This window comes from Streptomyces sp. MspMP-M5, from assembly GCF_000373585.1.
In the GTDB taxonomy this organism is placed as follows: Bacteria; Actinomycetota; Actinomycetes; order Streptomycetales; family Streptomycetaceae; genus Streptomyces.
This window is the reverse complement of sequence record NZ_KB891880.1, coordinates 35335-47404: the sequence shown is the minus strand read 5'-3', so window position 1 is coordinate 47404 and position 12070 is coordinate 35335. Positions and strand designations below refer to the sequence as shown.

General features: G+C 72.3%; 7 protein-coding genes. 4 read left to right on the top strand and 3 right to left on the bottom strand.

Translation table 11 applies throughout. From position 1 onward, the window contains the following. Nucleotides 1-38: 38 nt before the first annotated feature. Nucleotides 39-1511 (bottom strand): MFS transporter, encoded by a 1473-nt coding sequence (locus B073_RS0110050; protein WP_018537965.1) that lies wholly within the window; start codon nt 1509-1511, stop codon nt 39-41. A gap of 101 nt (nt 1512-1612) precedes the next feature. Between B073_RS0110050 and B073_RS0110045 the strand changes: the two genes are divergently transcribed. After that, nucleotides 1613-2539: a helix-turn-helix transcriptional regulator gene (locus B073_RS0110045; protein WP_018537964.1), complete on the top strand. Its 927-nt coding sequence runs from the start codon at nt 1613-1615 to the stop codon at nt 2537-2539. Between the two features lie 32 nt (nt 2540-2571). On the opposite strand, the gene B073_RS0110040 is transcribed toward B073_RS0110045, so the two are convergent. Further along, a complete protein-coding gene (locus tag B073_RS0110040) occupies nt 2572-4029 on the bottom strand; it encodes an MFS transporter (protein WP_018537963.1) in 1458 nt (485 codons plus the stop codon). Between the two features lie 93 nt (nt 4030-4122). On the opposite strand from B073_RS0110040, the gene dusB reads away from it, so the two are divergent. Beyond that, on the top strand, nt 4123-5301 hold the full coding sequence (dusB, locus tag B073_RS0110035) for a tRNA dihydrouridine synthase DusB (protein ID WP_106731817.1): 1179 nt from the start codon (nt 4123-4125) through the stop codon (nt 5299-5301). Between the two features lie 26 nt (nt 5302-5327). Here the strand turns inward: dusB and B073_RS39615 are convergent, their stop codons facing one another. Continuing rightward, nucleotides 5328-6251 carry a helix-turn-helix transcriptional regulator gene (locus B073_RS39615; protein WP_018537961.1) on the bottom strand — a complete coding sequence of 308 codons (924 nt, stop codon included), beginning with the start codon at nt 6249-6251 and terminating at the stop codon, nt 5328-5330. 102 nt (nt 6252-6353) lie between these two features. On the opposite strand from B073_RS39615, the gene B073_RS0110025 reads away from it, so the two are divergent. Then, nucleotides 6354-7868, top strand: coding sequence for an MFS transporter (locus B073_RS0110025; protein ID WP_234025041.1), 1515 nt, complete (start codon nt 6354-6356; stop codon nt 7866-7868). Nucleotides 7869-8363: 495 nt separating this feature from the next. Next, on the top strand, nt 8364-11099 hold the full coding sequence (gene ppdK, locus B073_RS0110015) for a pyruvate, phosphate dikinase (protein ID WP_078507953.1): 2736 nt from the start codon (nt 8364-8366) through the stop codon (nt 11097-11099). The last annotated feature ends 971 nt before the right edge of the window (nt 11100-12070 follow it).

Here is a 12070-nt window from a genome sequence, read left to right as displayed (position 1 = left end):
CCTGCCTCGGCGGGGCCGTCCCGGGGCCCCGCCGCAGGTCAGCGCATGATGCGGGGCAGCCGGAAGCCGAGCAGGGTGGTGCCCAGGACGATCACCAACTGGGCCAGGACGGTGATGAGGAGCGCGTCGCGGATGCCCGCGGAGGGGAGCAGGGCGAGGAAGAGCGTGCCGAGCGTCGCCACGCCCAGCGCCAGCCCCGACTGCTGGGTGGTGACCATCACGCCGCCGCCGACCCCGGCCTGCGCCACCGGCAGCTCGCTCAGCACGATCCGCAGCAGCACCGGCAGGACCAGCCCCTGGCCGAGGCCCAGCACGGTCATGCTCGGCGCGAGCGCGGCCACCGGGATGTCGGGCCAGCCCGCCCGGGCGGTCAGGACGAGGACGAGGAGCCCGGTGCCCTGGATCAGCGAGCCGGTGATCACCACCTTGCGTCCGAAGCGCTGCACGAGCCGGGGCCCGGCCAGCGAGGAGAGGAAGAAGGCGAGGCAGAGCGGGGCCAGGGCGATGCCCGCGGCCAGCGGCCCGTAGCGCAGTCCGCTCTGGAGGGCGACCGCCACCACGAACATGAAGCCGCCGAAGCCCACCGAGAACGGGACGATCATGGCCAGCCCGCTGCGGACCGAGGGGATGCCGAAGAGCGACGGCGGGACCAGCGGCGTGCGCCCGGCGCGCTCCGCGCGGCGCTCCACCACGACGAACGCCACGGCGGCGAACGGGAAGACGGCCAGCAGCACCCAGGACCACAGGGGCCAGCCGGCGGCGCGGCCCTCGGTCAGCGGCAGCAGCAGCGTGACCAGCGCGGCGGCCAGCAGCACGGTGCCGGGCACGTCCACCCGGCTGGGGTGCGGCGACCGCGTCTCGGGCACCGTACGCGCCGCCAGCAGCCAGGCCACCGCGGCGATCGGGACGTTCACCAGGAACACCGCGCGCCAGCCGCTGCCGGCCAGGTCGACCGAGACCAGCAGCCCGCCGAGCACCTGGCCGACGGCGCTGGAGACCCCGGCCGTGCCGCCGTAGAGGCTGACGGCCTTGGCGCGCCGCTGGCCCGTGGTGGTGGCCTGGATGGTGGCGAGCACCTGGGGCAGCAGCAGTGCGGCCGCCGCGCCCTGGGCGACCCGGGCGGCCACCAACGTCCAGGCGTCCGGGGCCAGTCCGCAGGCCAGGGAGGTCAGGCCGAACGTCGCCAGTCCCCAGAGGAAGAGGCGGCGGCGCCCGACCATGTCGCCGAGCCGGCCGCCGAGCACCAGCAGCGTGGCGTAGGCGACGCCGTAGCCGGCCACCACCATCTCCAGCGTTGCGGAGCCGGCGTGCAGATCGCGGTCGATGGTGGGCAGGGCGACGTTGACGATAAAGAAGTCGATCATCGGCAGGGCGGCGCCCAGCAGGACGGTCAGCAGGCCGAGCGGGGTGAGCAGCGGGGCGGCCGCGGGGCGGGGCCGGGCGGCGGACCCGGTGGGAGGGGTGGGGGACGGGGCGTCCAACGTGGCGGAGGCGATGGGTGTTTCACTCACGGGTAAGAGAATCCCGGGGCGCTCAGCCGGGTACCAGAGTGTCCTTATCCTGGTACCAGCGCTACCTGGCAACCGGCTGCGGGCTGCGGCACGCTGGACGCATGACGGTGGATGTGGGCGAGGCGGCCGGGGCGGCGGGCACGAGCGGTGCCGCGGGGACGGTACCGGGCCGCGACGGGCACCGCGCCCGCGACGCGGTCCGGCGGGCGGAGCTGGCCGCCTTCCTGCGCAGCCGGCGCGAGCGGATCACCCCCGAGCAGGTCGGGCTGCCGCGCGGCACCCGCCGCCGCACCCCGGGCCTGCGCCGCGAGGAGGTCGCCCAGCTCGGCGCCGTCGGCGTCACCTGGTACACCTGGCTCGAACAGGGCCGGGACATCCACGTCTCGCCCCAGGTGCTGGACGCCGTCGCCCGCGCCCTGCTGCTGGACCGCGCCGAGCGCAGCCACCTCTTCGCGCTGGCCGGCGCGGTCGATCCACTGCCGGGCAAGGAGTGCACCGGCGTCCCCCGCGCCCTACGGGACGTCCTGGAGCAGCTCTCCCCGTATCCCGCCGTCGTCCAGAACAGCCGGTTCGACATTCTCGCCTACAACCGCACCTACGGGCAGCTGTTGTGCGACCTGGACGCGCTGCCCGACGAGGACCGCAACTGCATGTGGCTGGCGTTCACCCACGCCGGCTGGCGGACGGGGCTGGCCGACTGGGAGGCCACGGTCCGGACGATGACGGCCAAGTTCCGTTCCGCGATGGCCGAGCACGTCGCGGAGCCGGCCTGGAAGGCGCTGGTGGCCCGGCTGACGGAGGCGTCGCCGGAGTTCCGCGAGATATGGGCGCAGCACGAGGTCGAGCGTCCCAGGGGTGCGGTCAAGGTCTTCCGGCACCCGGTCGTCGGCGTCCTCCAGCTGACCGGCACCAATATGTGGCTGGGCCCCAATCCAGGGGCGAAGGTACTGGCGTACACGCCGGTGGACGAGGCGAGCCGGGAGCGGCTGCAGGACTTGGAGAAGCTGGCGCACGCGGTGGCGGCGTAGGGCGCTGTTCCCGGTTGCCGCAGGCGCTCCCGTCAGGCCCCGGTGCCCGCCCGGCTGTGGTCGCGGGTGCCCTCGTCCTCGAAGAGGGCGGCGGTGTGCCGGGCGGTCGCACGGGCCCAGCGGCCCGTGGTCAGGGCCCCGAGGAGCAGGATGGCGCCGCCGCAGCCGACGAGGATCCACCAGGCCGGGTGGGCGGCGGCCAGGAACTCCGGGCGGGTGGCGCCGGCGTGCGCCCCGCCGGCCAGTACGGCGCCGAACACCGCGACGCCCAGCGACTGCCCGACCTGTCGGCTGGTGGAGGCCACAGCCGCTGCGACGCCCGCCTGGGTGCGCGGCATACCGGACACCGCGGTGTTGGTGATCGGGGCGTTGACCAGCCCGAATCCGATGCCGAAGAGGACGTATCCGGTGAGCAGCAGCGAGGTAGCCGACGCGGTGTTGAAGGCCGCGAAGAGGATACCGCTGGCGGCCATGGCGCAGCCGGCCAGCAGCAGCGGCAGCCGCGGCCCGCGCCCGCCCACCAGCCGCCCGGACAGCGGCGCGAAGATCAGCGTCATCCCGGCCATCGGCAGCATGTAGAGCCCGGCCTGGAGGGCGGACAGACCGCGGATGTTCTGCAGATAGAGGGTGTTGACGAAGAGGAAGCCGCCGAGCGCGGCGAACGCGCAGACCGCTATCACGGTGGCGCCGGCGAACGGGGCGCTGTGGAAGAACCGCAGGTCGATCAGCGGTTCCCGGCGCCGCCGCTCGTAGCCGATCAGGGCCGCCAGGGAGGCCAGCGCCACCACCGCGAACGTCAGGATCTGCGCCGACCCCCAGCCCGCGTCCGGCGCCTCGATGATCGCGTACGTCAGCGAGCCGAGCAGCGTGATCACCAGCAGCTGGCCCACCGGATCGACCCGGCGCGGCCGGGGCGCACGGGACTCGGGCACCCAGCGGAGGGTGAGGACGAGGGCCAGGGCGCCGATCGGGACGTTGATCCAGAAGATCGAGCGCCAGCCGACGCTCTGCACCAGCAGCCCGCCGATCACCGGCCCGGCGGCCATGCTGATGCCGACCACCCCGCCCCACACCCCGATGGCGCGGGCCCGCTCCCGGGGGTCGGTGAAGGTGTTGGTGATGATCGACATGGCGACGGGGTTCAACATCGAGCCGCCGACCGCCTGCACCATCCGGAACACCACCAGCCAGCCCAGGCCGGGCGCCAGGCTGCACAGCAGCGAGCCGAGCGAGAAGACCACCAGGCCGGCCATGAAGACCCGGCGGCGGCCCAGGCGGTCCGCGGTCGAGCCGGCGAGCATCAGGAGCGCGGCCAGCACCACGGTGTAGGCGTCGATCGTCCACTGCATACCGGAGACCGAGGCGCCCAGTTCGTGCTGCATCGACGGCAGGGCGACGTTGAGGACGGTGTTGTCGAGACTGACGATCAGCAGGCTCAGGCAGCAGATCGCCAGGACGAGCAGACGCCGCCGGCGGCTGAGGTCGGTCATGGTTGAACGCTACAACGATCCCGGCCGGGCAGCCCCTGGCGGGGTGACCGGTCAGGTGCGGGACAACCGGCCGGGTGCGGGACAATGGGATTCATGACTTCGCTGCAGATCGGCCCGCACACGGTGCAGCCCCCCGTGGTCCTGGCACCGATGGCCGGGATCACCAACGCCCCGTTCCGGACGCTGTGCCGGGAATTCGCCGAAGGCGACGGCTGGGGGTCCGGGGGTCGTCCCCCGGGAGATCGCAGCAGTGGCGGCAAAGGGCTCTTCGTCAGCGAGATGATCACGACTCGGGCGCTGGTCGAGCGCAACGAGAAGACCATGCAGCTGATCCACTTCGACGCGAGTGAGCGGCCGCGCTCGATCCAGCTCTACGGCGTGGATCCGGCCACCGTCGGCAAGGCCGTCCGCATGATCGTCGAGGAGGACCTGGCCGACCACATCGACCTGAACTTCGGCTGCCCCGTCCCGAAGGTGACCCGCAAGGGCGGCGGCTCCGCCCTCCCGTACAAGCGGCCCCTGCTGCGCGCCATCCTCCGCGAGGCGGTCAGCGGCGCCGGTGACCTGCCGGTGACGATCAAGATGCGCAAGGGCATCGACGACGACCACCTCACCTACCTCGACGCCGGCCGGATCGCCGTCGAGGAGGGCGTCACCGCCGTCGCCCTGCACGGCCGCACCACCTCCCAGCACTACGGCGGCACCGCCGACTGGGACGCCATCGCCCGGCTGAAGGAGCACGTCCCGGAGATCCCGGTGCTCGGCAACGGCGACATCTGGTCGGCCGGCGACGCGGTGCGGATGATGCGGGAGACCGGCTGCGACGGTGTCGTGGTCGGCCGCGGCTGCCTGGGCCGCCCCTGGCTCTTCGGCGATCTGGTCGCCGCCTTCGAGGGCACCGGCGCGCCGAAGGCCCCCGCCCTGCGCGAGGTTGCCGCCGTCATGGTGCGGCACGCCACCCTGCTCGGCGAGTGGCTGGGCGACGAGGCCCGCGGGGTGATCGACTTCCGTAAGCACGTCGCCTGGTACCTCAAGGGCTTCGCGGTCGGATCCGAGATGCGCAAGCGGCTGGCGATCAGCTCGTCGCTGGCCGAGCTCGAGGAAGGGCTGCACGAGCTCGACCTGGATCAGCCGTGGCCGGCCGGCGCCGACGGCCCGCGCGGCCGGACCTCCGGCAACAACCGCGTGGTGCTCCCGGACGGCTGGCTGCGCGACCCGTACGACTGCGCCGGCGTCGGCGAGGACGCCGAGCTGGACACCTCCGGCGGCTGACGGGCGCCCCTCGGACGGCCGGGCGCTCAGGCCCCGGGCCGGGCCCGGCCCGCCGCCCCGGCCAGCAGCCCGGCCGCGCCGACCTCCCGGTAGCGCGCCAGCAGCTCGTCGAGCACCCGCGCCGCGTCCGGGTCCGCCGGCGTGTAGATCCACATCTTGGCGTCCGGCGCCTCGGCGCGGGTGAAGCCGGTGGCGACGACGGTGACGTGGCGGCCGTCGACCGCCCGGAACGTCTTGCGGTGCGCGGCCGGCGCGGAGACGTCATGGCGCGCCCACATCTCCGCGAAGCGCGGGGACGCCTCGGAAAGCCGCCGGATGTACGCCTGCCACTGCGGGTCCTGGAGCCGGCGGCCGAACTCGTTCCGCAAATGTCCCAGCATGACGGACACTTCACGCTCCCAGTCCACCAGCGGCTGGGATTCCTCGTCCGCGGTGAACAGCCGCCACAGCACGTTCCGTTCCGCCGGCGGCAGCAGCGCCACCCGCGGATCGAGCGCGGCATAGGCGTCGTTGAAGGCGAGGACGTCGTAACGGGCGCCGACCAGGCCCGCCGGCAGCGGGTTCAGCGCGTCGAGGATCGTCTGGAGCGTGCGCTCGCCGGGCGGCGGGTCGACGGGCGCGGGCGCGGCGGCGGCGCCGGGGACGTCGGCGAGCCGGTGCAGATGCGCGCGCTCCGCCGGGTCGAGCAGCAGCGCCCGGGCGATCGCGTCCAGCACCTGCACGCTGGGGTTGATCGGCCGCCCCTGCTCCAGCCACGTGTACCAGGCCACCCCGACGCCCGCCCGTTCGGCGACCTCCTCGCGGCGCAGCCCCGGGGTGCGGCGCCGCGGGCCGACGGGCAGCCCGACGTCCTGGGGGGCGAGGCGTTCCCGGCGGAGCCGGAGGAACGCGGCGAGTTCAGCGCGCCGGGCGGCTGCGGTGACGGCGGGGCGAAGGGTGGTCGCGGACACCGCACCATCATCGGCGACGCCCGCGGACGTCTGCCAGATACCACCGGTACCAGGATCACCGCGTCCTGGTACCCGCATGCGCCGCCGATGATGATCGCCGTCATGAACGGAACAACGCACGCCCCCGGAAGGGGAATTGCCGGGGCGCCGACGCACGATTCACCTTCGGCACACCGCGACACCGGAATTCTCGTCGTCATTCTCGGTGCGGTCTTCATGGCGCTGCTGGACGCCACCGTCGTCAACGTCGCGACCCCGGCAATCCGCGGCGATCTGCGTACCACCGGCTCCGCGCTGCAGCTGATCGTCTCCGGCTACACCCTGGCGTACGCGGCGCTGCTGATCACCGGGGCCCGGCTCGGCGCCCGGCACGGCTTCCGGACCGTCTTCCTGCTGGGCCTGACGGTCTTCACCCTCGCCTCGGCCGCCTGCGGGCTGGCGCCGGGGGCGGCGGCGCTGATCGGCGCGCGGGTGGTGCAGGGGCTGGGCGCCGGGCTGATGGTGCCGCAGATCTACAGCCTGATCCAGGTCACCTTCGAAGGACGGGCGCGGGCCCGGGCGTTGAGTCTTTATGCGACGGCGATCGCGGCGGCGGTGGTGGTCGGGCAGGTCACCGGCGGGCTGCTGGTCAGCGCGGACCTGTTCGGCACCGGCTGGCGCCCGGTCTTCCTGATCAACGTGCCGGTCGGGGCGGCGCTGCTGGCCGCCGCGGCCCGGCTGCTGCCGCGGGAGCCGGCCCGCACGGCCAGGGCGCTGGATCTGCCCGGTGTGGTGACGCTGACCGCCGCGCTGCTGTTGCTGGTCGTCCCGCTGGTCCTGGGGCACGAGCGGCACTGGCCGCGGTGGACGGGGGCGTGCCTGGCCGCCGCGGTACCGGCGGCGGTGCTGTTCGTCCTCGTCGAGCGGGCGGTGGCCCGGCGCGGGGGCGCGCCGCTGGTCCCGGCGCGGGTGCTGCGCTCACCGGACCTGGTGTGGGGCGCGACGGCGCTGTTCTTCTGCATGTCCGGCTATGCCGGCTTCCTGTTCGCCTTCTCCCAGCATCTCCAGACCGGCCTGGGGGAGTCCGCGGTGCGCGCCGGGCTGACCTTCGCGCCGCTGGCGGTGGGGGTGGCCGCGGGCAGTCTCACCTGGCGGCGGCTGCCCGCCCGTTGGCACCTGCCGATGATCGCCGCGGCCTGCGCCCTGGCCGCGGCCGGCTATCTCGGCCTCGGCCTGGTCCTGCGCGGCGGCGGCACCGGCGGCCCGGCCCTGCTGCTGCTCCAGCTGGTCTGGGGGCTGGGCCTGGGCTTCACCACCAGTCCGCTGCTGACGCTGGCGCTGTCCGGGATCGCCCCGGCCGACGCCGCCGACGCCAGCGGGGTGTTGACCACCGTCCCGCAGCTCGCCCAGGTGATCGGCGTCGCCGGGTACGGCAGTGTCTTCCTGACCGGGGCGGCGGGCCCGGGCGGCCGGGCGGCGGCCTCGGCGCACGCCCTGTACGCGACCGCGCTCCCGGTGGCGGCCGGCAGTCTGCTCGCCGGGCTGGCGGTGCTGCCGCTGCTGCGCCGGTCCTCCGGTATACGACTCCGGACGCCGAGCCGGCGTTCCCGCAGGCGGCGAACTATGGCCCGATCCTGATGCCCGGCGTGTGGCGGCCGGCGCCCGTCCGCCCCGGAGCGGCCGGTGGCCGAATTGCGCGCCGATCTGCCGCCGTTCGAAATCGGGCCCGCGTTCCGGTCGCCGCGTTTCTTGATCACGTGGCCGTGCAGGGTCCAGATGATGGACCTGCCTCACACATGAGCGCGTGATTCTCGCCACCCCTGATAGGGGTTGCGCTCAGATGAGCGCCAAAGGTCGGGCTCCATCTCTCGCAATGGTGGCACCCGGTGCCACCATTGTTTCGTTCAACCCATCAAGTGAACCGTGCCGTTCCGTAGTCATCACGGCTATCGCGACTACGGAGTGCAGCAATGCATTCAGGTTGTAAACGATGATCGAAACGCATGATCACTTTCGATCTGCTGGCTGACACCGGGTTACGCACGTATGTCGACCAAGTGGACGTACCCATACGCCTTCGATCTGGGTATGTTCCTCGCCGTCAGGGCAGCCCGTCGGCGAGGAGTCAGAGCCGTGCCGGAAACACAAGATCCCCACGTAAGCCAGTCTTCTTCCGTGAAGTTCGTCTACGACTTCACCGAGGGCAACAAGGACCTCAAGGACCTCCTTGGCGGCAAGGGCGCCAACCTCGCGGAGATGACCAACCTGGGGCTTCCCGTCCCGCCCGGCTTCACGATCACCACCGAGGCGTGCAAGGTCTACCTGGAGAGCGGCAGTGAGCCCGAGGCACTCCGTGCCGAGGTCTCCGAGCACCTCGACGCCCTCGAGCGGAAGATGGGGAAGAAGCTCGGCCAGGCCGACGACCCGCTGCTGGTCTCGGTCCGTTCCGGTGCGAAGTTCTCGATGCCCGGCATGATGGACACCGTCCTCAACATCGGCCTCTCCGATGCGTCGGTTTCCGGCCTCGCCGCGCAGGCCGGCGACGAGCGGTTCGCCTGGGACTCCTACCGCCGCCTCATCCAGATGTTCGGCAAGACCGTGCTGGGCGTCGACGGTGAGCTCTTCGAGGAGGCCCTGGAGGACGCCAAGCGCACCAAGGGCGTCACCGTCGACGTGGACCTGGACGCCGCCGACCTCCGGGGGCTGGTCGACAGCTTCAAGCAGATCGTCACCAAGGAGACCGGCCGGGACTTCCCGCAGGACCCGCGCGAGCAGATGGACCTCGCCGTCCGCGCGGTCTTCGACTCCTGGAACACCGACCGCGCCAAGCTCTACCGCCGCCAGGAGCGCATCCCCGGCGACCTCGGCACCGCGGTCAACGTCTGCTCCATGGTCTTCGGCAACCTCGGCCCCGACTCCGGCACCGGCGTCGCCTTCACCCGCGACCCGGCCAGCGGCCACCAGGGCGTCTACGGCGACTACCTGCAGAACGCGCAGGGCGAGGACGTCGTCGCGGGCATCCGCAACACCGTCCCGCTCGCGGACCTGGAGTTGATCGACAAGAAGTCGTACGACGAGCTGATGCAGATCATGGAGACGCTCGAAACGCACTACAAGGACCTGTGCGACATCGAGTTCACCATCGAGCGCGGCAAGCTGTGGATGCTGCAGACCCGGGTCGGCAAGCGCACCGCCGGCGCCGCCTTCCGCATCGCCACCCAGCTCGTCGACCAGGGCCTGATCGACGAGGCCGAGGCCCTCCAGCGGGTCAACGGCGCGCAGTTGGCGCAGCTGATGTTCCCCCGCTTCGACCTGGACGCGAAGTCGGAGCTGATCGGCCGCGGCATCGCCGCCTCCCCGGGCGCGGCGGTCGGCAAGGCCGTCTTCGACTCCTACACCGCCGTCAAGTGGTCGCGCTCCGGCGAGAAGGTCATCCTGATCCGCCGCGAGACCAACCCCGACGACCTCAACGGCATGATCGCCGCCGAGGGCATCCTCACCTCCCGCGGCGGCAAGACCTCGCACGCCGCGGTCGTCGCCCGCGGCATGGGCAAGACCTGTGTCTGCGGCGCCGAGGAGCTGGAGGTCGACACCAAGACCCGCAAGCTGACCACGCCGGACGGCACCGTCATCGAGGAGGGCGACGTCGTCTCCATCGACGGCTCCACCGGCAAGGTGTACGCCGGTGAGGTCCCGGTCGTGCCGTCGCCGGTCGTGGAGTACTTCGAGGGCCGGATGCACGCCGGCGCCGACGACGCCGACGAACTGGTGCAGGCCGTGCACCGGATCATGGCCTACGCGGACCGGGTGCGCCGGCTGCGCGTCCGGGCCAACGCCGACAACGCCGAGGACGCCGCCCGCGCCCGCCGGTTCGGCGCCCAGGGCATCGGCCTGTGCCGCACCGAGCACATGTTCCTCGGCGAGCGCCGGGAGATGGTCGAGCGGCTGATCCTGGCCGACACCGACGCGGACAAGGAAGCCGCCCTCGCCGAACTCCTCCCGCTCCAGAAGGCCGACTTCATCGAGCTGTTCGAGGCGATGGACGGCCTGCCGGTGACGGTCCGGCTGCTCGACCCGCCGCTGCACGAGTTCCTGCCCGACATCACCGACCTCTCGGTGCGGGTCGCGCTCGCCGAGGCCCGCAAGGAGCCGCACGAGAACGACCTCCGGCTGCTCCAGGCCGTGCACAAGCTGCACGAGCAGAACCCGATGCTGGGGCTGCGCGGCGTCCGCCTCGGCCTGGTCATCCCCGGCCTGTTCGCCATGCAGGTACGGGCCATCGCCGAGGCCGCCGCCGAGCGCAGGAACGCCAAGGGCGACCCGCGGGCCGAGATCATGATCCCGCTGGTCGGCACCGTCCAGGAGCTGGAGATCGTCCGCGAGGAGGCCGAGCAGGTCATCGCCGAGGTCGAGCAGGCCCGCGGCGTCAGCCTCAAGCTCACCCTCGGCACGATGATCGAGCTGCCCCGCGCCGCCCTCACGGCCGGACAGATCGCCGAGTCGGCCGACTTCTTCTCCTTCGGCACCAACGACCTGACCCAGACCGTCTGGGGCTTCTCCCGCGACGACGTCGAGGCCAGCTTCTTCACCGCCTACCTGGAGAAGGGCATCTTCGGCGTCAGCCCCTTCGAGACCATCGACAAGGACGGCGTGGGCTCCCTGGTCCGCAGCGCCGCCGCGGCCGGCCGGGCCACCCGCCCCGACCTCAAGCTCGGCGTCTGCGGCGAGCACGGCGGCGACCCGGAGTCCGTCCACTTCTTCCACGAGGTCGGCCTGGACTACGTCTCCTGCTCCCCGTTCCGCATCCCGGTCGCCCGCCTGGAGGCGGGCCGGGCGGCGGCCGAATCCCAGGGCAGCGACAGCCGCTGACCCGCCGGGGACCACGTCCCTGCGAACCACCGGAGCCGGCGGCGGCACCCTGCCACCCTCAACGCCCGCCGCCCGCTCCGGCTCCCTACGAGGGCGGCACCTGTGCGGAGGTGCCGCCCTCGGCTTTGTGCGGGCGGGGGGAAACTCCCGGAAAGCGCCGCCCCGTTGGGAGTGGGCGGCGAGGGAATTGTGACGGCAGCGGCCCGGCCGCTTTTACATGGTCCGCTTTTGAATAATTCAGCGTTCGAATCGTTCGCCCCTGGATTGTCCGGCGTCGAAGCGTCCAGGTGAAATGTCCACCCCTGGATCATCGGTCCCGAATCGTCCGGTCGTGAATCGGCCGCGCGCGAATCGTTCCGAGCCGGTACGACGTACCCGCATCGTCCGGGGCGGAATCGTCCGGACGGAAACCATCCGTACCGGAACTGTTCCGCGGGGCTTGCGACAGTCGGTTGTCGGCCGTTCCCGCAGCGCCGCGGTGGGCGCGCGGATGGCCGGGCGACCGGCGGGTCCGTGCGCGTCCGGACGGGTACGGCAAGGGCGGCACCTGTGCGCACAGGTGCCGCCCTTGCTTTCTCCGGACTCCCCCCTCGGGAGCTGCCGCCCTCCCAGTCGGCGTGGGAGGCGGCCTTCAACGGGGCGCAGCCCGGCCGGTTGTTTGCCCATCACCCCCCACGGGATCGAGCAATCCGCGCCGTGCACACCGTCGTCGAATTGCCTCCAGCATTCCGTCCGGGTGGGGTCCCGCGCGACCCTTTTCAACTCTGGCCAAAAGGGCATGGTGACCGCGCGTGTCGGCGTGCATACTCAGGCGTGCCGGGGGCCGAGGGAGATAACCAAAGAGTGGGGGTTCGGTGTTACGCGTCCATTTCAGTGGACTCGATCTGGCCCGCGTGCGGATTGCCGCACGCCCCGATGCGCTGTGGGAGACGGTCTTAAGCTTTCACCGACTTCGCGACCGGCGCGACGAT

Excerpts from the sequence above, each read along its gene's own strand:
- B073_RS0110045 (WP_018537964.1), top strand. The coding sequence starts at position 1,613 with ATGACGGTGGATGTGGGCGAGGCGGCCGGGGCGGCGGGCACGAGCGGT.
- B073_RS0110040 (WP_018537963.1), bottom strand. The coding sequence starts at position 4,029 with ATGACCGACCTCAGCCGCCGGCGGCGTCTGCTCGTCCTGGCGATCTGC.
- B073_RS0110025 (WP_234025041.1), top strand. The coding sequence starts at position 6,354 with ATGAACGGAACAACGCACGCCCCCGGAAGGGGAATTGCCGGGGCGCCG.
- dusB (WP_106731817.1), top strand. The coding sequence starts at position 4,123 with ATGACTTCGCTGCAGATCGGCCCGCACACGGTGCAGCCCCCCGTGGTC.